Genomic DNA, 20369 nt, shown 5'->3' with positions numbered 1-20369 from the left:
GGGAAGTCGCGCGATAGCGCGCCGAAACCGGGGGTATACCGCGCTTGACAGTGGCCCCGTCCGGGCCGAGGCAACTGAACCAGAGGCGCCCCATGACTTTCGACGTGACTCCCACCGCAGCGCAACACGATCTGGCCCGGCGAACTCACGAGTTCGCCGAGCAGGTGGTCCGGCCGGTGGCGCTGGAATACGACCAGCGGCAGGAGTTTCCGTGGCCGGTGTTGGAAGAGGCCGCCCAGCGCGGTTTCTACAGCCCGTTGTTCTACCGGGATTTGATCGGCGACCCGACCGGCATCTCGCTACCGATGTTCATGGAAGAGCTGTTCTGGGGTTGTGCGGGGATCGGCCTGGCCATCGTGATGCCGGCCCTGGCGCTCTCGGCGATCGGACAGGCCGCCTCTCCCGAGCAGATGCTGCAATGGGCCCCGGAGTGCTTCGGGACGCCGGGGGACCTCAAGCTGGCCGCGCTGGCCATCTCCGAACCCGAGGGCGGCAGCGACGTCCGCAACCTGCGCACCGTTGCCCGCCGCGACGGGGACGACTGGATCATCGACGGTCACAAGATGTGGATCGGCAACGGCGGCATCGCCAATGTGCACGTGGTGAACGCGGTGGTCGACGAGGAACTCGGCCACCGGGGCCAGGCCCTGTTCGTCGTACCGGGCGGCACCCCCGGACTGGAACTGGTCCGCAAGCTGGACAAGTTGGGATGCCGGGCATCACATACCGCTGAGTTGCGGTTCAACGGCGTCCGGGTGCCGGGCGGCAATCTGCTCGGTGGCCAGGACAAACTCGAACACAAGCTGGCTAAGGCCCGCGAAGTGGTGGCCGGCGCGAAGAAGTCGGGATCCGCCACCCTGGGCACCTTCGAGCAGACCCGGCCCATGGTGGCGGCGCAGGCCATCGGAATCGCGCGCGCCGCACTGGAATACGCCACCGCCTACGCCACCGAGCGGGAGGCGTTCGGCGGACCCATCATCAACAACCAGGGCATCGCATTTCCGTTGGCCGACTTGGCAACTCAGATCGACGCCGCGCGGCTGCTGACGTGGCGCGCCTCCTGGATGGCGGCCAACAACGTCCCCTTCGAGCGAGGGGAGGGCTCCATGTCCAAGCTGGCCGCCAGCGAAGTCGCGGTCAAGGCCACCGAGCGGGCGATTCAGACGATGGGTGGCTGGGGATACATCACCGATCACCCGGTGGAGAAGTGGTATCGAGATGCCAAGTTGTACACCATCTTTGAGGGCACCAGCGAGATTCAGCGGATGGTGATCTCCAATGCCCTGGGTTCGTCCGTCGACGTCCCGCCGCTGCACGTGACCGTCGAACCGACCGGGGGTCCTTTCAACCGCATGTTCGGCAGAGGCACACCGCTGCGCTCTCGCGCCGCCGACCGGGCGCTGGCGCTCAAAGACCGGATACCTGAGCCGGTGATGCGGGTCGCCATGAAGGCGCTGCAACCGCCGAGCCGGTGAGTCGGCGAGTATGGTCGCCAGGGTGAGCAACCTGGAGATCGCGCCGGCCGAAGTTGCTTGTGGCGCTGCGCAGGTCGCCGCGGACACCCCGTCCGTGGAGATCCTGCGTCCGCGGGAGGTGCCCCTCGGCGGGCCGCGGGCCATGCCGGTGCGTCGCACCCTGCCACAGCGGCAGCGCTCACTGATCGGCGCCTGGTGCTTCGTCGACCACTACGGGCCGGTGACCGGAGACGCCGCGCGGATGGACGTTCCGCCACATCCCCACACCGGCTTACAAACGGTGAGCTGGCTGTTCAGCGGGGAGGTGGAGCACCGCGACAGCGCGGGTGTGCACGCCATGGTGCGGCCGGGCGAACTCAACCTGATGACGGCCGGCGCGGGTATCTGTCACTCCGAAGTGGCTGTGAGCGGCAGTGTGCTGCACGGCGCGCAGTTGTGGGTGGCACTGCCGGATTCAGCGCGCAACACGGCTCGCGACTTCGCGCACTACCGTCCCGAACCGGTGTCGATTCCGGGCGCTCGAGCCTCGGTCTTCCTGGGTGAGCTGGCCGGGAGTCGTTCGCCGGTAACGACTTTCACCCCGCTGCTCGGAGCGCAACTTGACCTGGAGCCGCGGGCCGAGCTCGAACTCCGGATCGACCCGGCCTTCGAGCACGGGGTGCTGTGCGACGACGGAGACGTCGCACTGGATGGAGTTCGGCTGTCGGTGGCAGAACTGGGGTTCCTGGGCACCGGACACTCCGTGCTGCGGCTGAGCAACGCCGGTGGGCGCCCCGCCCGGGTCCTGCTGCTGGGCGGCGCGCCGTTCTGCGAAGAGTTGGTGATGTGGTGGAACTTCGTCGGACGAAGTCACGACGAGATCGTCGGCTACCGACGGCAATGGCAGGACCCCCGTAACTATCCAGATGACCGCTTCGGTGCCGTAAGGGGCTATCAGGGTTCGGTCGCCCGGCTGCCCGCCCCGCCGATGCCAACCACCCGGCTGATTCCCAGGCCACTTCCACATCAGAAGGAGCGCACATGACAACCGACAAAATGGGTGCAGAGGTCGACATCCGGGCCGACGACCGGCGCTACACGATCGCCGTCGGCGGCCAGGACGTCGGCTTCGCCGATTTCGCCGACCGGGGCGATCAGCGGGTCTTCCACCACACCGAAATCGACCCGGCATTCGGTGGGCGCGGCTTGGCCACACTGCTGCTCGAGGACGCGCTACAGGCGACCCGCGCGGACGGCAAGCGGATCGTGCCGGTGTGTTCGATGGTGGTCACGGTGCTCAAGAAGCATCCCGAATACAACGACATCACCGACCCGGTGACCGCCGAAGTGGTCGGCTGGGTCCACACACAGCCGAGCAACTGAGGCTAGCGCTGTTCGGACTCCCACGTGTTGGGCAGCATCGGAACGGTTGGGCCACTGCCGAATTCGTCGGCGGGCAAGGTCACGAGTCCGGCGGCGTCGGCGTCGCCCCTGGCCGCGGTACCCCCGAAGCCCATCGCGCCCGCACGGCTTCCTGAGGCCGTCACCGCCGGCTCGGCGGGCGGCACCGGGTCGGGTTCCGGGTCGTAATCCAGCACCTCGTCGGCGTACTGGTGCTCCGGCATGGTGGCCGCGCGCCGTCGCCGGGACCGGCGTTTGTCCCGGACCGCGACACCGGCGGCGGCCGCCGGAATACCTTCGGCCGGCGCCTTTACGCTGGATCCCTCGCGAAATGTCGGCGTGAACCCTTCACCGGGATCGAGCCCGATGACGGCATACGGCACCGCCGACGCTGCCGGCGCCGGCGCGGCCGAGGCCGGTGCCGACCCGGCACTTGCGGTGGCCGAAGCCGCCGGAGCGCCGGCCGGGCCGGTGATCGTCGGCGCCAGCGTCGCCAGCGGCCAGTTCGACGAGTGACTCGGTGCGTTGACCACCGCCGCCGGTGCTTCCGCACCTTCGGCCACCGGGCCCGGAAGCTGCTGGAGGTACTCGTAACCCACCCCGATCACCACCCCCAGGGTTATCGACAGCAGCGGGTCCAGCAGGAGTTGGGGGTAGGTGAGGCTCGCCGCGATCCACGTCACGATCTGGTAGATGACGGCGAACAGGAACGGTCCCCAGGTGCTCAGCGCCTGCGCCGGGTTCGTCAGGAAGTCGGTGATCAGCTGGATGGTGTTGCCCACCGGGTTCTGCAGGAAGTTGGTGATCGGCTCGTACAGCTGCTGGACGTACTGGAGGTACTGCTGCAGCAACTGGGCGATGATGTCGGCGAGATTGAGCTGGTTTCCGGAATCGGCGGCGGGAGCCGCGGCGGCGAGTTGGCTGGGTTCGGCGGCTGCGTCGGATTTGACCACCGTCGGCGCCGGCGAGGTGGGCGGGACGGCTGCCAGCGCCGCTGCCGACGCCGCTTCATAGCCACCCATCGCGGCCGCGGCCTGTAGCCACATGCGCACGTAATCGGCTTCGTTGAGGGCGATCGGAATGGTGTTGATACCAAAGAAATTCGTCGCCACCAGCACCCCGTGGACGACGTGGTTGGCGGCCAGCTCGGGCAGTGTCGGCATCAGCGCCAGGGCCGTGGTGTAGGCCGCGGCGGCGGCCTCGTGTTGGGCGGCGGCGGCTTGGCTGGTCGCCTGTGCCTGGGTCAGCCAGCCCAGGTATGGCGCGTGCGCGGCGACGTACTGAGCGGCGCTCGGGCCTTGCCATGAACTCTGGGCGGCACCCAGCACGCTCAACAGATCCGCGGTCGCCTCGGCGTACTCGGCACCCAGTGCCTGCCAGGCGCCCGCCGCCGCCAACAGAACGCCCGGCCCGGGCCCGGCGGACAGCAGTGCCGAGTGGACTTCGGGAGGTGAGGCGATCCAGATCGGCGCCGTCATTGCGCACTCTCCGCCGGCCAACCCCTCGGCATCGCACCCATCAACAACTGGTCCTCCCATGCTGCGCAGCCCGGCCCGCGCTCGGCGTGCCCGGATTCGGCATCTTCGCTGCAGTCAGGGCTGTGACTCAGCGGGGCGTTGACCTGGTCCAGCGGGAGGGGTAACCGCCAGATTAGGTTCGCCTAACCAAACACTAGACGTTTCGGGGCGGGTCCAGCAACGGGCCTACCGCTATCGGCCGTTGCGCTCGCGATGCTTGCACCCCGGCCAGCAGCAGGGCCGGCGCTTGCCCTCCTCGAGCTCCTCCTGGGTCCGCCTGATGCGGCGTTCGCGGGTGGCCGCCTGCTTGGCGTCCTCGACCCAGCAGATGAACTCGTTGCGGGCCAGGGGAGTGATGTCCTTCCACAACTCCAGGGCGGTCGAGTTTGCGACCAGCGCCTGACGCAGGTCAGCCGGCATCTCGTGCACGACGCCCCCCGGCACTTGCTTGCTGCTCACGTGGCCAGGCTATCGCCAGCGCGATTAGGAAGTCAGACCGCAATCACGTCGACCAGGTCACCGAGGCCGGCGAAGTCGTCCGGATTCCGGATTTAGCACATGTGCTACGACAGGTCGTCGTCATCGTCGATCGACCGCGGGCGGGAGTCGTCGCGGTCGCCGATGGACGGACGGCGCGGCGCCTGGTGGCCGTAAACGCCTTCGGGATAAGCGGTTTCGGCGTGCTCGGCCAGGTCGATCCCGCTCTTCTCGTCGGCGGCGCTGAGCCGGAATCCCATGAACCGGTCGATCAACTTGCCCAGCAGGAAGCTGACGGCGAAGGCGTAGAGCGCGACCACCACCATCGCCAAAGACTGTTTGCCCAATTGGCCCAGTCCGCCGCCGTAGAACAGGCCCTTCGGGCCGCCGGTCATCACCGCGGTGGCGAGCAGCCCGATCAGGAACACCCCCACAACGCCGCCGACGAAGTGCACCCCGACGACGTCAAGGGAGTCGTCGTAGTTCAGCTTGAACTTGACCAGGATCGCGTAGGAGCACACCACTCCGGCCACCAGGCCGACCACCGCCGCGCCCAGGGTGTTCACCGTGCCGCACGACGGGGTGATCGCCACCAGGCCGGCCACCACACCCGAGGCGGCACCGAACGTGGTGGGCTTACCGTCGCGGAACTGTTCGACCGTCAGCCAGCCCAGCATGCCCAGGCAGCCGGCCACCAGGGTGTTGAGGAAGATCGCGGACGCCAGCCCGTTGGCGGCCAGCGCCGATCCGGCGTTGAACCCGAACCAGCCGAACCACAGCAGCCCCACGCCGAGCAGGACGAACGGCAGGTTGTGCGGGCGCATCGCCTCCACTTTGAAGCCGATGCGCGGGCCGAGCACCAGGGCGAGGGCCAACGCCGAAGAGCCAGAGACGATTTCGACGACCAATCCACCCGCGTAGTCCAGGACTCCCATTTTGGCCAGCCAGCCGGTGGGCGCCCACACCCAGTGCGCGATCACCGCGTAGACCGCCACCGACCACACCAGGACGAACACCATCCAGGCCCCGAACTTGGCACGGTCGGCGATGGCGCCGCTGACCAGAGCGGCGGTGATGATGGCGAAGGTCAGCTGGAAAGTGGCGTACAGCAGCTCGGGTACCTGTCCGTGCAGGGTCTCCGGGCCGATTCCGCTCATGCCGGCGTGAGCCAGCCCGCCTACGAAACCGCCGACGCCGCCGTCGGAGAAGGCCAGGCTGTAACCCACCAGCAGCCACGCCACCGTCACCAGCGGGATGGAGATGAAGCTCATCATGATCATGTTGAGCACGCCGGTGGTGCGCATCATGCCGCCGTAGAAGATCGCCAGGCCGGGGGTCATGAGCAGGACGAGCGCGGTGCTGGCGAGCAACCACGCGGTGGCCGCGGGATCGATGTTCACGCTGCGACTCCTTCGATAGTTGTCGAACAGAATGTAGACGGCAGCGGAATTTGGGCCACACGGCGTCGTTGTGGCGCCGCGACCGTGCGCGGAATGTCAGCGCTATCGGCGCGTCGATGTACGACCCTGCACGCTCGCGAAGACGACCCCGGCCAACAAAAAACCCCGGCCTATGGCCGGGGTTTTTTGTGGGCGAAGGGGGACTTGAACCCCCACGTCCCGAAGGACACTGGCACCTGAAGCCAGCGCGTCTGCCATTCCGCCACTCGCCCGAAACAACCGGAGGACCATATCACTGTAGTGGCTGCGCACCCCAACCGTGCGCTCGGGGGCACCCCCACGCAGTCGGCGAAAGGTCTCCGAACAGTATCGATGTGATTCTCAGGATTCTGACGGTGCCGCCGCGTCGCGCTGTCCCGATACGATTGTCAGTTAACAAGTCACGTGGCCGAGTTCATCGCCTTCGGCCGACGACTCCCGTGCACAGTAGTGAGGCGAGCGCGAAAATGGGTAGCCAACGAGGGCTGGTTCAGCGCATCGAGCGCAAACTCGAGTCGACGGTTGGTGATGCGTTTGCCCGGGTGTTCGGGGGATCGATCGTGCCGCAAGAGGTGGAAGCCCTGCTGCGCCGCGAGGCTGCCGACGGCGTCCGCTCCCTGCAGGGAAATCGCCTTTTGGCACCCAACGAATACATCATTACCCTCAGTGTGCACGACTTCGAGAAGTTGGGCGGCGACCCGGACCTCACGTCGAGCGCTTTTGCTCGGTACTTGGCGGACTATATCCAGGAACAGGGGTGGCAAACGTATGGTGAAGTGGTCGTCCGGTTCGAGCAGGCCTCGAACCTGCACACCGGCCAGTTCCGCGCCCGCGGGACTGTCAACCCCGACGTCGAGCCCCGCCCGACGGCTACCGATTCCGCCCAGCCACAATCAAATCATGCGTTTGGCGCAGAACCAGGAGTACGACCGATGACTGACAATCCAGGCTACCGCGGCGGTCAGGGGCAGGGGCGGCCCGACGAGTACTACGACGACCGCTACCAGCGGCCGCATGAGGGTGGCCAGCCTCCGTACCCGGCAGAGGGCGGCGGATACCCGCCGCAGCAGGGCTACCCGCCTCCTCAACAGGGTGGCTACGGCCAGGAACACGGTGGCTACGGTCAGGGCGGCTACCAGGATCAGGGCGGCTACGGTCAGGGCCAGGGTGGATACGGCCAGCCGCAGGGCCAACCCCAGGGTCAGCCGCAGGGCGGCTATGGCGACCAGCGCGGTTACGGCGAGCAGGGCGGCTACGACCAGCGCGGCTACGGCGACCAGCGTGGCTACGGCGACCAGGGTCAGAGCAACTACGCGCCCACCTACGAGGCACCTCCGCCCGCCGCGCCTGCGGGTCCGCCCGCCGGCGGATACGGAAGCCAGGGCGGGTACGGCCAGGACCAGGGCTACCAGCAGGGTGGTTACGGTCAGCCGCAGGGTGGTCAGCAGGGTTACGGCGGCGGCTACGGCGACTACGGCCGCGAGCCCGCCCGCCAGGACGAGGGGTACGGCGCACCGAGCGCGCCGCCCGCTCCCCCCGAGCCGCAGCGGCCGTCCTACGAACAGGGTGGCGGCTACGGGCAGGACCAGGGCTACCAGCAGGGCGGCGGCTACGGTCGCCAGGACTACGGCAGCGGCGACTACACCCAGTACGCCGAGGCGTCGGCACCCGGTGGGTACGCGCCGCAGGGCGGGTACGGGGAGCCACAGGGCTACGGAGAGTCGCAGGGTTACGGCGACTACGGCCAGCAGTCGGCTCCTGAGTATGGTCAGCCGCCGACGCAGGACTACGGCCAGGCGGGCGGCTACGGCGGTTACGGCCAGGGCGGCTACGGGTCGGCCGGGGCTCAGGTCACCCTGCAGCTCGACGACGGCAGTGGCCGGACCTACCAGCTGCGCGACGGCTCCAACATCGTCGGGCGCGGCCAGGACGCCCAGTTCCGGCTACCGGACACCGGCGTGTCACGTCGGCATCTGGAGATCCGCTGGGACGGTCAGGTCGCGTTGCTCTCGGACCTGAACTCCACCAACGGCACCACCGTGAACAACGCCCCGGTACAGGAGTGGCAGCTCGCGGACGGCGACGTGATCCGGCTGGGTCATTCCGAGATCATCGTCCGTATTCACTGAGCCGACCGACTCGAAGCTGCCGCGCATCTCCCCGCATCGGTCACTGTCGAAGTATCGTGACTTTGCTGAGGTGCACGGCATCAGGTGCGCGGGGTGGGCAGTGCCGGGACGGAAAGGACCGCCGGATGCAGGGGTTGGTACTGCAACTGACGCGTGCCGGGTTTTTGATGCTGTTGTGGCTGTTCATCTGGTCGGTGCTGCGGATTCTGCGCACCGACATCTATGCACCGACCGGCGCGGTAATGGTTCGTCGTGGTCTGACGCTGCGCGGCAACCTGCTGCCCTCGCGGCAGCGCCGCGACACGGCACGGTATCTGGTTGTGACTGAAGGGGCTCTGCAGGGCGCCCGGATCACGCTGAGCGGCCAACCGGTGCTCATCGGCCGCGCGGACGACTCAACCTTGGTATTGACTGATGATTACGCCTCTACTCGGCATGCCAGGCTGTCTCAGCGCGGCTCCGAATGGTATGTGGAAGATCTAGGATCGACCAACGGCACTTACCTCGACAGGGCCAAAGTGACAACTGCTGTGCGAGTTCCCATAGGTACGCCGGTTCGGATCGGCAAGACCGCAATAGAGTTGCGCCCGTGACCCGCGCTTACGACGATGGTGCCGGCCTCGGCGGCACTGAGGAGTTGCGCCCGTGACCCTGGTCCTGCGATATGCCGCCCGCAGCGATCGCGGCCTGGTACGCGCCAATAACGAAGACTCCGTCTACGCCGGCGCACGCTTGCTGGCACTGGCCGACGGCATGGGTGGTCACGCAGCCGGAGAGGTCGCCTCCCAGCTGGTGATCGCCGCCTTGGCGCACCTCGACGACGACGAGCCCGGCGGCGACCTGCTGGCCAAGCTCGACACCGCGGTGCGCGCCGGCAACGCCGCGATCGCAGCGCAGGTCGAAATGGAGCCTGATCTGGAGGGCATGGGCACCACGCTCACCGCCATCCTGTTCGCGGGCAACCGGCTCGGGCTGGTGCATATCGGCGACTCGCGCGGCTACCTGTTCCGCGACGGCGAGCTCACCCAGATCACCAAGGACGACACCTTTGTCCAGACGCTGGTCGACGAGGGCCGCATCACCGCCGAGGAGGCGCACAGCCACCCGCAACGCTCGTTGATCATGCGGGCGTTGACCGGACACGAGGTCGAGCCCACCCTGACGATGCGCGAGGCGCGCGCCGGTGACCGGTACCTGCTGTGCTCCGATGGCCTGTCCGATCCGGTCAGCAACGACACCATCGCCGAGGCCCTGCAAATCCCCGACGTCGCCGAGAGCGCCTACCGCCTGATCGAACTGGCGCTGCGCGGCGGCGGCCCGGACAACGTCACGGTCGTGGTGGCCGACGTCGTCGACGACGAGTTCGGCCAGACCCAGCCGATCCTGGCCGGGGCAGTGTCCGGCGATGACGGCGACGACCAGCTGACCCTGCCGAACACCGCGGCCGGGCGCGCCTCGGCGATCGGCCCCCGCAAGGGCGAGGTCACCAAACGAGTCGCGCCGCCGGTCGAACCGCCGCCCAAGCGACGCTGGTCACGGCGTCGGATCGGGTTGGTGGTCGGGCTGCTGACCCTGGTGCTGATCGCCGGGTTGCTCATCAGTCGCGCGGTCATCCGGAACAACTATTACGTCGCCGACTACAACGGCACCGTTGCCATCATGCGCGGCATCCAGGGCTCGCTGCTGGGTCTGTCACTGAACGAGGTCTATTCGCTGGGTTGCCTCAACTCCAACGACGAGATCTCCGACATCGGTCCCAGCGAACCCCCCGACCGCAACAACTGCCGGCTGATGAAAGTCGAGTACCTGAACAGTGCCGCCAGGGCCTCGGTTCAGGCCGGGCAGCTGCCGTCGGACACTCTCGACGGGGCCCGCAAGCAACTGCACGAACTGGCCAAGTCGCTGCGGCCGAAATGCCATCAGGGTGCGACCTCGGCACCAGAGCCGTCCGCCCCGTCCACCAACAGCAGCGGCACCCCGGAGCCGAGCTTCAACCCGTCCGCCCCGGCCTCTGCGACGCAGTCGGCCACGCCGTCCTCGGCACCGAACCCGACAGCCACCACCACACCATCGACCCGCTCGAGCACCACCCCGGCAGCGCCTGCGGCGCCGTCGTCGACCACGCCCAGCAGCGCGGCGCCGACGACGAGCGAAAACCCGCCACAGCAGGCCGATTGCCGACCCGCGGCATGACCACAACGGAACTGCCCGCACCGGTTGCGGTGACACCTCCGTTGCCCACGCGGCGCAACGCCGAGTTGCTGCTGTTGTGTTTCGCGGCGGTCATCACCATCGCCGCGCTCTTCATCGTCGAGGCCAACCAGGAGCGGGGCCTGCACTGGGACCTCACCACCTACGGGCTGGGTTTTCTCACCCTGTTCGGCATCGCGCACCTGGCGATCCGGCGTTTCGCGCCTTTCACCGATCCGCTGCTGCTGCCGGTAGTGGCGCTGCTCAACGGGCTGGGCCTGGTGATGATCCACCGCCTGGACCTGGTGGACAAGCAGGTGGGCCGGCACGGGCATCCCAGCGCCTACCAGCAGATGTTGTGGACGCTGGTCGGAGTCACCGCGTTTGCCCTGGTGGTGACGTTCCTCAAGGATCACCGCCAACTCGCGCGCTACGGCTATATCTGTGGCCTGGCCGGCCTGATTTTTCTGGTGATTCCCGCGCTGCTGCCGGCGTCGTTGTCCGAGCAGAACGGTGCCAAAATCTGGATTCGGTTGCCGGGCTTCTCGATTCAGCCCGCCGAGTTCTCCAAGATCCTGCTGCTGATCTTCTTCTCCGCGGTGCTGGTGGCCAAGCGCAACCTGTTCACCAGCGCGGGCAAACACGTGCTGGGGCTGACCCTGCCGCGGCCGCGGGACCTTGCTCCGCTGCTGGCTGCCTGGGTGATCTCGGTGGGCGTGATGGTCTTCGAAAAGGACCTCGGCACCTCGCTGCTGCTGTACGCGTCCTTTCTCGTGGTGGTCTACCTGGCCACGCAGCGGTTCAGCTGGGTGATGCTCGGCCTGGTGCTGTTCGCCGGCGGAAGCCTGGTGGCGTATCACCTGTTCGCGCACGTGCGCGTTCGCGTGCAGACGTGGCTGGATCCGTTCGCCGACCCCGACGGCACCGGCTATCAGATGGTGCAGGCCCTGTTCAGCTTCGCCACCGGCGGCATCTTCGGCACCGGGCTGGGGAACGGGCAGCCGGACACCGTCCCCGCCGCCTCGACGGACTTCATCATCGCCGCGTTCGGCGAAGAGCTGGGCCTGGTCGGCCTGGCCAGCATCCTGATGCTCTACACGATCATCATCATCCGGGGCATGCGCACGGCGATCGCCACCCGCGACAGCTTCGGCAAGCTCCTGGCCGCGGGTCTGGCCTCGACGCTGGCGATTCAGCTGTTCATCGTCGTCGGCGGCGTCACCAAGCTGATACCACTGACCGGGTTGACCACGCCGTGGATGTCCTACGGCGGTTCCTCGCTGCTGGCCAACTACGTGCTGCTGGGCATCCTGGCCCGGATCTCCGACGGCGCCCGCCGTCCGCTGCGCACCCGCCCGCGCAAGAAGGCGCCGATCGCGGCGGCCAGTACCGAGGTGATCGAGCGCGTATGAACACCTCCCTCCGCCGAATCTCGATGACCGTGATGGCGTTGATCGTTTTGCTGCTGCTCAATGCCACGATGACGCAGGTCTTCACGGCCGACGGGCTGCGGGCCGACCCGCGAAACCAGCGGGTGCTGCTCGACGAGTACTCGCGCCAGCGCGGACAGATCATCGCCGGCGGTCAGCTGCTCGCGTATTCGGTGGCCACCGACAGCCGTTTCCGTTTTCTGCGGGTGTATCCCAACCCAGCGGCATACGCGCCGGTCACCGGTTTCTACTCGTTGCGGTACTCCAGCGCAGGCCTGGAACGGGCCGAGGATTCGCTGCTCAACGGCTCCGACGAGCGGCTCTTCGGTCGGCGCCTGGCGGACTTCTTCACCGGCCGCGACCCGCGCGGCGGCAACATCGACACGACGATCCGGCCGCGCATCCAGCAGGCCGGGTGGGACGCGATGCAGCAGGGGTGCGCGGGCTCGCCCTGCAAGGGCGCCGTCGTCGCTTTGGAGCCGTCCACCGGCAAGATCCTGGCATTGGTGTCGTCGCCGTCGTACGACCCCAATCTGCTGGCGTCGCACAACCCCGACGTCCAGGCCCAGGCCTGGCAGAGTCTCCGCGACAACCCCGACAACCCACTGCTCAACCGGGCCATCTCCGAGACGTATCCGCCGGGGTCGACGTTCAAGGTGATCACCACCGCGGCGGCGCTGCAGGCCGGCTCCACCGAGACGCAGCAGCTGACCGCCGCGGCCAGGATTCCGCTGCCCAACAGCACGGCGACCCTGGAGAACTACGGAGGCACCCCGTGCGGTCCCGGCGACACGGTGCCGTTGAGTGAGGCGTTCGCCAAGTCGTGTAACACCGCGTTCGTGCAGCTCGGCCTGCTCACCGGAACCGACGCGCTGCGCAGCATGGCGCACGCGTTCGGCCTGGACAGCGCGCCCGATCCGATTCCGCTGCAGGTAGCCGAATCCACCGTCGGGGCGATTCCGGACGGCGCCGCGCTGGGGATGACCAGCATCGGGCAGAAAGACGTCGCGCTGACCCCGCTGGAGAATGCGGAGGTGGCTGCGACCATCGCCAACGGTGGCGTCCTGATGCAGCCGTACCTGGTAGAAAGCCTCAAGGGGCCGGATCTGGCCAACATCAGCACCACGGCCCCGTACCAGCAGCGCCGCGCGGTGTCGCCGCAGGTCGCCGCTAAGCTAACAGAGCTGATGGTCGGCGCCGAGAAAGTCGCACAGCAGAAAGGGGCTATCCCCGGCGTGCAGATCGCATCCAAGACGGGTACCGCCGAGCATGGCACCGACCCGCGGCATACTCCACCGCACGCGTGGTACATCGCCTTCGCACCTGCGCAGGCCCCGAAGATTGCCGTGGCGGTGCTGGTGGAAAACGGCGGCGATCGCTTGTCCGCGACCGGGGGAGCGCTCGCCGCGCCTATCGGGAGGGCAGTGATCGAGGCTGCTTTGCAAGGGGGACCATGAGTCCGAGAGTTGGGGTGACGCTGTCCGGCCGGTACCGGCTGCAGCGGCTCATCGCCACCGGTGGCATGGGCCAGGTGTGGGAGGCGGTGGACAGCCGCCTGGGCCGGCGCGTCGCGGTCAAGGTGCTCAAGCAGGAGTTCTCGCAGGACCCGGAGTTCATCGAGCGGTTCCGGGCTGAAGCACGCACCACCGCGATGCTCAACCATCCCGGTATCGCGCAGGTCCATGACTATGGCGAAAGTGCAATGGACGGGGAGGGCCGCACGGCCTACCTGGTGATGGAGCTGGTCAACGGCGAGCCGTTGAACTCGGTGCTCAAGCGCACGGGCCGCCTGTCGTTGCGGCACGCGCTGGACATGCTCGAACAGACCGGTCGCGCACTGCAGATCGCACACGCCGCCGGCCTGGTGCACCGCGACGTCAAGCCGGGCAACATCCTGATCACCCCGACCGGACAGGTGAAGATCACCGACTTCGGCATCGCCAAGGCCGTCGACGCGGCACCGGTGACCCAGACCGGCATGGTGATGGGCACCGCGCAGTACATCGCCCCCGAGCAGGCCCTCGGCCACGACGCCACTCCCGCCAGCGACGTGTACGCGCTGGGAGTTGTTGGGTACGAGGTGGTTTCGGGCAAGCGGCCGTTCACCGGCGACGGCGCGCTGACCGTGGCGATGAAGCACATCAAGGAGCCGCCGCCGCCGCTGCCCGCCGACCTGCCGCCCAATGTCCGGGAACTGATCGAGATCACGCTGGTGAAGAATCCCAGCCAGCGCTACCGCAGCGGGGGGCCGTTCGCCGACGCCGTGGCCGCGGTTCGGGCCGGGCGCCGCCCGCCGCGACCCAGCCAGTCACCGCCGCCGGGGCGGGCAGCCCCCGCGGCTATCCCGTCGGCCACCCCCGCCCGGATCGCGCCCGCACCCGCCACCCGCACCACGGCGCCACGCCGCGCGGCCGGTGGGCACCGGCCCCCGGCGCGGCGCACGTTCTCGTCGGGTCAGCGCGCGCTGCTGTGGGCAGCGGGTGTGCTCGGAGCGCTGGCGATCATCATCGCGGTGCTGATCGTCATCAACTCCAAGGGGGACAATCAACCGTCTCCGCCGCCGACGGTGACCAACACCGGCAGTGCAGAGATCGGGCCGGCACCGAACTCCGGTTTCAACTGGACGGAAAGTCCATTAACGGGTAATTCTGTACTGCACGCGTCGCTGGCCCGATATGAGACACCTCGATGACCACCCCTCGGCATCTGTCCGACCGCTACGAACTGGGCGACATCCTCGGCTTCGGAGGCATGTCCGAAGTTCACCTCGCCCGTGACTTGCGGCTACACCGCGACGTCGCGGTCAAGGTGCTGCGCGCTGACTTGGCCCGCGACCCCAGCTTCTATCTGCGCTTCCGGCGCGAGGCGCAGAACGCCGCGGCGCTGAACCACCCGGCGATCGTCGCGGTGTACGACACCGGCGAGGCGGAGACGCCCGCAGGCCCGTTGCCCTACATCGTCATGGAGTACGTCGACGGCGTCACGCTGCGCGACATCGTGCACACCGAGGGCCCGATGACACCCAAGCGGGCCATCGAGGTGATCGCCGACGCCTGCCAGGCGCTGAACTTCAGCCACCAGAACGGCATCATCCACCGCGATGTGAAGCCCGCCAACATCATGATCAGCTCCACCAACGCGGTGAAGGTCATGGACTTCGGCATCGCCCGCGCGATCGCCGACGGCGGCAACAGCGTCACCCAGACCGCCGCGGTGATCGGCACCGCGCAGTATCTCTCGCCCGAGCAGGCCCGCGGCGATTCCGTCGACGCCCGCTCCGACGTCTACTCGCTGGGCTGCGTTCTCTACGAAATGCTCACCGGGGAGCCACCTTTCACCGGCGACTCGCCGGTGTCCGTCGCCTACCAGCATGTGCGGGAAGACCCGATTCCGCCGTCGGAGCGCCACGAAGGGATCTCCGCGGACCTCGACGCGGTGGTGCTCAAGGCGCTGGCCAAGAACCCCGAGAACCGGTACCAGACCGCAGCGGAGATGCGTGCCGACCTGGTGCGGGTGCACAACGGTGAACCCCCCGAAGCGCCCAAGGTGCTCACCGGCGCGGAGCGTAAGGCATTCATGTCGTCCTCGGGCGTCGGCCACGGCGGTCCGCGCACCGACCCGCTGCCGCGGCAGAACTTCGACAACTCCGACCGCGACCGCGGCGCCGGTTCGGTGGGCCGGTGGGTGGCCGTGGTCGCCGTGCTGGCGGTGTTGACGATCGTCGTGACCATCGCGATCAACACGTTCGGCGGGAACACCCGCAGCGTCCAGGTTCCCGACGTGCGGGGCCAGACGTCCGCCGATGCGATCGTGGCGCTGCAGAACAAGGGCTTCAAGACCCGCACCCAGCAGAAGCCCGACTCCCAGATCCTGCCGGATCACGTCATCGGCACCGATCCGGCCGCGAACTCCTCGGTGGGAGCCGGCGACGAGATCACCATCAACGTCTCCACCGGGCCGGAGCAGCGCGAAGTGCCCGACGTTTCCTCCCTGACCTACTCCGAGGCGGTCAAGAAGCTCACCGCGGCCGGTTTCAACAAGTTCAAGCAGGCCAACTCGCCGTCGACCCCGGAGTTGCAGGGCAAGGTCGTCGCGACCAACCCCCCGGCCAATCAGACCTCGGCAATCACCAACGTGATCACGATCATCGTGGGCTCAGGTCCGGAGACCAAGCAGATCCCCGACGTCACGGGACAGACCGTCGACGTCGCCCAGAAGAACCTGAGCGTCTACGGCTTCACCAAGATCACCCAGACCCAGGTGGACAGCCCGCGCCCGGCCGGCGAAGTGATCGGCACCAACCCGGCCAAGGGTGAGACGCAACCGATCGACACGGTCATCGAACTGCAGGTCTCCAAGGGCAACCAGTTCATCATGCCGGATGTGTCGGGCATGTTCTGGACCGATGCCGAACCGCGGCTTCGGGCGCTGGGCTGGACCGGGGTGCTGGACAAGGGCCCCGACGTCGACGCCGGCGGCAACCTGCACAACAAGGTGGTCTATCAGAGCCCGTCGGCCGGCAGCGGTGTGAACCGGGACGGCGTCATCACGCTGAAGTTCGGTCAGTAGCGCCTGCATCGGTCGGGATGTGCGGCCGGATCGCGGCGAGCACCTCGTTCTCCAGCCGGCGCACCAGGGTGTCGTCGCGTGCCCAGCCGCAGTAGCTGAGCCAGTTGGCCAGCATCCGGTGTCCGCCCTCGGTGAGGATCGACTCGGGATGGAACTGAACGCCGTGGATCGGTAACGAGGTGTGCTGCACGGCCATGATCACCCCGCTCTGGGTGTGGGCGATGGCCTCCAGCTCAGCCGGCAGCGACTCGGGCAGGATGGTCAGCGAGTGGTACCGGGTGGCCGTGAACGGGTCCGGAAGGCCTTGCAGCACACCGACATTGGCGTGGAACACGCTGCTCGTCTTGCCATGCAGCAACTCCGGCGCGCGGTCGACGGTGGCGCCGAACGCGACCCCGATGGCCTGGTGTCCCAGGCAGACGCCGAGCAGCGGCGTGTTCGCTGCGGCGCACGCGCGCACCAGCGCGATCGAAGCGCCCGCACGCTCCGGAGTGCCGGGGCCGGGGCTGAGCAGTACGCCGTCGAATTCGCCGGCCACCGCGTCGGCGTCTGCGAGCCTGGCGTCGTCGTTGCGCCACACCTCGGCCTCGACGCCCAGCTGGCCCAGGTACTGCACCAGGTTGAACACGAAGCTGTCGTAGTTGTCGACGACCAGGATCCGCATCGTGACAGGTTACCGCCCGCTGTGGACGGCTGCGGTCAGTAGCCGATCGGGCCGATCGGCTGCGCGAAGTGCAGGCGCACCGGTTCGGCGTGACCGACCACAGCGACGTCGGGCTTGACGTCCTCCCGGTAGCCCAGGCCGAAGCGGACCACGTACTGCTTGTACAGCGCCACCAGGGGAGCGGCGGCCAAGGCCGCCTGCATGGCCGTGGCGTTGCCGATCGCGGTGATGGAATACGGCGGGCTGTAAGTCCGTCCGTTCAGCAGCAGTGTATTGCCGACGCACCGGACCACCGAGCTGGCGATAATCCGCTGGTCCTGCATCTGGATCGCCTCGGCGCCGGCACTCCACATCGCGTTGAGCACCCCGTCGATGTCCTGCTGGTGCACGACCAGGTCGTCAGGTGTGGCGTCACGCGGGAACCGGCCGTTGGCGTCGCGCTGGGCATCGTTGAGAACGACGACGAGGCCGGGGCCGTGCACCGGGTTCATGTCCGCATCGGCGGCCAGCTCCGCGGCCCGCTTCAGCATCGCCTTCAGTGCGACGTCCGAGGACCGGCCGTGCGCGGCGTCGATCTTCCTGGTCAGGGCCTCCCGCTCGGCATCGAGGTGGCTGACCGAGGTACGTGTTTCGCGGACCAGGTCGACCAGGCGGGGCGCATCGCTGCGGCGGATCTCCGCGCCGCCGGAGACGCCGTGGGTGGCGGCCAGCAGCAGTCCGGCCAGCAGACAGACCAAAGGCACACCGAAGCGCCACGGCGAACGGCGCCGATCGATCATGGTGTCTCCTGTGGGCTAGTCTCGTATCCGAGCTCTACCTGCATGCAACCGTAATCGTTGCACCCGTCCCGCACTTTGTTGAGGTATCAGAGGTACACATGCCCAAGTCGAAGGTCCGCAAGAAGAACGACTTCACCGTCTCCGCGGTCAGCCGGACTCCGGTGAAAGTCAAGGTCGGGCCGTCGAGCGTGTGGTTCGTCGCCTTGTTCATCGGGCTGATGCTGATCGGCCTGGTCTGGTTGATGGTGTTCCAGCTGGCCGCCTACGGTCCGCAGGCCCCCGCGGCGCTGCACTGGATGGCGGAACTGGGTCCGTGGAACTACGCGATCGCCTTCGCTTTCATGATCACCGGGTTGTTGCTCACGATGCGCTGGCACTGAGCGGCAGGGACAGGGATTGACGCGGGCGTAATGCATTCATTTTGTGATTATTCCGTCGGCACGCCAGCAACCTTCCGGTCACCCAATCACACGCGTGTGATTCATCCCCACTGTTGATAGCGTCTGTGGATAACCGGATCTGCCGTGGTGAGGGGGGCTCAGTCGGGTATGCAGCAAACTGAGTGGGCGCCGCAGACGGCGGGAATCGCTGGTTGCGCGATCGGCGGCGTCTTGCTGGCTACCGCGACTGTGACGCTGGTCACAGACCCGCCGGGCCGGGTAATCGCCGGGATTGCCGCTGCGGGTCTGCTCCTGTTTGCTGCGGCATCGTGGCACGCGCGGCCCAAGCTGGCAATCACGCCCGAGGGTCTGGTGGTGCGCGGCTGGTTCCGCACGCAGGTGTTCAGCCGAGACGTCCTCAAGATCATTCGCATCTCGGAGTTCCGCCGGCACGGGCGCCGGGTGCGCCTGCTCGAGTTCGAGACCGTCGACGGCGGGCTGCTGATCCTGTCCCGCTGGGACCTTGGCACCGACCCGCTGGAAGTGCTGGACGCGCTCACCGACGCGGGTTACGCGGGCTGACGTTCAGTTCGGCGAGCGCGCGTCGCAGGCGCGCTCGCCGTGGGCGGCCCCGGTCAGGAAATGGTGATCGACTCGATGACGACCGGGTTGGTGGGACGGTCGTTGCCGTCGGTCTGCGTGGTGGCGATCGCATCGACGACGCCCTGCGAGTCGGGGTCGATGACCTCACCGAAGATCGTGTGGCGCCGGTTCAGGTGCGGGGTGGGGCCGACGGTGATGAAGAACTGGGAGCCGTTGGTGCCCGGGCCGGCGTTGGCCATCGCGAGCAGGTACGGCCGGTCGAACTGCAGCTCGGGGTGGAACTCGTCAGCGAACTTGTAGCCGGGGCCGCCGCGGCCGGTGCCGGTCGGGTCGCCGCCCTGGATCATGAAGCCCCGGATCACCCGGTGGAAAACCGCGCCGTCATAGAACGGGCCTGACGGACCACCCGAAGCGTTCTGGGTCGAGTACTCCTTGGTGCCCTGCGCCAGGCCGACGAAGTTGGCGACGGTCTTGGGCGCGTGGTTCCCGAACAGGGCGACCTTGATGTCTCCGCGATTGGTGTGCAGCGTGGCGGTAGCGGTCTGAATGGGGCTGTTAGTCACGGCATCACAGTCTGCCACTACCGGTGGCCCGTCCCGCAGCCGGTGCCGTCGGCGGCACGCCCGGCGGCACCCTCTAGCTCTAGGGCCTCGCCACCTGATAGGACTGCGTAGGACTTGAGCAGTACATCGAAAGGCGGCAGATGAGCCAGAAGGCGGAAGCCTCGTTGACACCACGCGAGCGACTGACCCGGGGCCTGACCTATTCGGCGGTGGGACCGGTGGACGTCACCCGCGGCGTGGTCGGCCTCGGTGTGCAATCGGCGCACTCCACCGCGGCGGAAGTTCGCCGCCGCTACCGGGAAGGCCGGTTGGCGCGGGAGATCGCGGCCGCCCAGGAGACGATCGGCCAGGAACTCGCGGCCGCTCAGGAAGTGGCTGCCAGCCTGCCCCAGTTGCTGCAGGAGGCGCGCCGCAATCAGCGCCGCAGCAAGAAGCCGTGGCTGATCGCGGGTGCAGCGACCGTCGTGGTCCTTGCCGGCGGCGCGGTCGCCTTCAGCGTGGTGCGGCGCTCGTCGAAGCCTGAGCCTTCACCTCGCCCGCCCAGCGTGGACGTTCAGCCGCGGCCGTAGTCGGTCGCTGTCAATTCCGCGCTGACGGGATCGAGACCGCGTTCAGGGCGTCCAGTAGTCGAAGAAGTACGCCCTGAGTGCGGGCTGAATGCTCGACGCGACTTGAAACTTGTGGAGCCTAGGGGAATCGATATCTCTAGGTGAGCGGCGTGTGGAGTCGACGTCTACGACGGGGCCGCGGCTTGGCGTAGGTCCGTCGTCGTGG

19 protein-coding genes and 1 tRNA gene are annotated in these 20369 nt (G+C 67.7%); 13 read left to right on the top strand and 7 right to left on the bottom strand.

Translation table 11 applies throughout. From position 1 onward, the window contains the following. Positions 1-92 precede the first annotated feature (92 nt). Genes AO501_RS13050 through AO501_RS13040 form a run of 3 tightly spaced genes read left to right on the top strand, consistent with a single transcriptional unit; the run spans position 93 to position 2837 of the window. Positions 93-1475 carry an acyl-CoA dehydrogenase family protein gene (locus tag AO501_RS13050; RefSeq protein ID WP_055578132.1) on the top strand — a complete coding sequence of 461 codons (1383 nt, stop codon included), beginning with the start codon at positions 93-95 and terminating at the stop codon, positions 1473-1475. Between the two features lie 22 nt (positions 1476-1497). Continuing rightward, positions 1498-2499, top strand: coding sequence for a pirin family protein (locus AO501_RS13045; protein WP_055578174.1), 1002 nt, complete (start codon positions 1498-1500; stop codon positions 2497-2499). Then, positions 2496-2837, top strand: coding sequence for a GNAT family N-acetyltransferase (locus AO501_RS13040; protein ID WP_055578131.1), 342 nt, complete (start codon positions 2496-2498; stop codon positions 2835-2837). The genes AO501_RS13045 and AO501_RS13040 overlap by 4 nt, the downstream gene beginning before the upstream one ends. 2 nt (positions 2838-2839) lie before the next feature. On the opposite strand, the gene AO501_RS13035 is transcribed toward AO501_RS13040, so the two are convergent. The 4 genes from AO501_RS13035 to AO501_RS13020 form a co-directional block, all read right to left on the bottom strand. Further along, positions 2840-4333 (bottom strand): PPE family protein, encoded by a 1494-nt coding sequence (locus tag AO501_RS13035; RefSeq protein WP_055578130.1) that lies wholly within the window; start codon positions 4331-4333, stop codon positions 2840-2842. A gap of 231 nt (positions 4334-4564) precedes the next feature. Beyond that, complete coding sequence (locus AO501_RS13030) at positions 4565-4831, bottom strand: YdeI/OmpD-associated family protein (RefSeq protein WP_055578129.1); 267 nt, start codon at positions 4829-4831, stop codon at positions 4565-4567. 104 nt (positions 4832-4935) lie between these two features. Then, positions 4936-6249 carry an ammonium transporter gene (locus AO501_RS13025; RefSeq protein WP_055578128.1) on the bottom strand — a complete coding sequence of 438 codons (1314 nt, stop codon included), beginning with the start codon at positions 6247-6249 and terminating at the stop codon, positions 4936-4938. A gap of 189 nt (positions 6250-6438) precedes the next feature. Beyond that, positions 6439-6521, bottom strand: a tRNA-Leu gene (locus AO501_RS13020). Positions 6522-6755: 234 nt separating this feature from the next. Here AO501_RS13020 and AO501_RS13015 point away from each other — a divergent pair. The 7 genes from AO501_RS13015 (at position 6756) to pknB (ending at position 16606) form a co-directional block, all read left to right on the top strand. Continuing rightward, positions 6756-8417 carry a DUF3662 and FHA domain-containing protein gene (locus AO501_RS13015; protein WP_055578127.1) on the top strand — a complete coding sequence of 554 codons (1662 nt, stop codon included), beginning with the start codon at positions 6756-6758 and terminating at the stop codon, positions 8415-8417. A 125-nt stretch (positions 8418-8542) separates the two neighbouring features. Beyond that, positions 8543-9010, top strand: a complete 468-nt coding sequence (locus AO501_RS13010; RefSeq protein WP_055578126.1) for an FHA domain-containing protein FhaB/FipA — start codon at positions 8543-8545, stop codon at positions 9008-9010. A gap of 52 nt (positions 9011-9062) precedes the next feature. Next, entirely contained in the window at positions 9063-10610 is a 1548-nt protein-coding gene (locus AO501_RS13005) for a PP2C family protein-serine/threonine phosphatase (RefSeq protein WP_055578125.1), read from the top strand. Then, the gene (locus AO501_RS13000; RefSeq protein WP_055578124.1) at positions 10607-12019 is read left to right on the top strand and encodes an FtsW/RodA/SpoVE family cell cycle protein; all 1413 of its coding nucleotides are present in this window, start codon (positions 10607-10609) and stop codon (positions 12017-12019) included. Before AO501_RS13005 ends, AO501_RS13000 begins: the two co-directional genes overlap by 4 nt. After that, a complete protein-coding gene (gene pbpA, locus AO501_RS12995; protein WP_055578123.1) occupies positions 12016-13494 on the top strand; it encodes a D,D-transpeptidase PbpA in 1479 nt (492 codons plus the stop codon). Before AO501_RS13000 ends, pbpA begins: the two co-directional genes overlap by 4 nt. Then, complete coding sequence (locus AO501_RS12990) at positions 13491-14729, top strand: serine/threonine-protein kinase (RefSeq protein ID WP_371934984.1); 1239 nt, start codon at positions 13491-13493, stop codon at positions 14727-14729. Before pbpA ends, AO501_RS12990 begins: the two co-directional genes overlap by 4 nt. After that, positions 14726-16606 (top strand): Stk1 family PASTA domain-containing Ser/Thr kinase, encoded by a 1881-nt coding sequence (gene pknB / locus AO501_RS12985; RefSeq protein WP_055578122.1) that lies wholly within the window; start codon positions 14726-14728, stop codon positions 16604-16606. The genes AO501_RS12990 and pknB overlap by 4 nt, the downstream gene beginning before the upstream one ends. Here pknB and AO501_RS12980 read toward each other — a convergent pair. After that, entirely contained in the window at positions 16584-17270 is a 687-nt protein-coding gene (locus AO501_RS12980) for an aminodeoxychorismate/anthranilate synthase component II (protein WP_055578121.1), read from the bottom strand. The two genes, pknB and AO501_RS12980, sit on opposite strands and share 23 nt — an antisense overlap. A gap of 35 nt (positions 17271-17305) precedes the next feature. Continuing rightward, positions 17306-18049 (bottom strand): DUF881 domain-containing protein, encoded by a 744-nt coding sequence (locus AO501_RS12975; protein ID WP_055578120.1) that lies wholly within the window; start codon positions 18047-18049, stop codon positions 17306-17308. Positions 18050-18147: 98 nt separating this feature from the next. On the opposite strand from AO501_RS12975, the gene crgA reads away from it, so the two are divergent. Both crgA and AO501_RS12965 read left to right on the top strand, forming a co-directional pair. After that, a complete protein-coding gene (gene crgA / locus AO501_RS12970; protein ID WP_055578119.1) occupies positions 18148-18429 on the top strand; it encodes a cell division protein CrgA in 282 nt (93 codons plus the stop codon). Positions 18430-18597: 168 nt separating this feature from the next. Further along, a complete protein-coding gene (locus AO501_RS12965; protein WP_055578118.1) occupies positions 18598-19011 on the top strand; it encodes a PH domain-containing protein in 414 nt (137 codons plus the stop codon). A gap of 53 nt (positions 19012-19064) precedes the next feature. Here the strand turns inward: AO501_RS12965 and AO501_RS12960 are convergent, their stop codons facing one another. Then, the gene (locus tag AO501_RS12960) at positions 19065-19613 is read right to left on the bottom strand and encodes a peptidylprolyl isomerase (RefSeq protein WP_055578117.1); all 549 of its coding nucleotides are present in this window, start codon (positions 19611-19613) and stop codon (positions 19065-19067) included. Between the two features lie 122 nt (positions 19614-19735). Here AO501_RS12960 and cwsA point away from each other — a divergent pair, with 122 nt between their 5' ends. After that, positions 19736-20164: a cell wall synthesis protein CwsA gene (cwsA, locus tag AO501_RS12955; protein WP_055578116.1), complete on the top strand. Its 429-nt coding sequence runs from the start codon at positions 19736-19738 to the stop codon at positions 20162-20164. Positions 20165-20369 lie beyond the last annotated feature (205 nt).

The sequence above is a fragment of the Mycobacterium gordonae genome, from assembly GCF_001417955.2.
In the GTDB taxonomy this organism is placed as follows: domain Bacteria; phylum Actinomycetota; class Actinomycetes; order Mycobacteriales; family Mycobacteriaceae; genus Mycobacterium; species Mycobacterium gordonae_B.
Note: the sequence above shows the minus strand (reverse complement) of the source record. Positions and strands in the feature narration are given on the sequence as shown.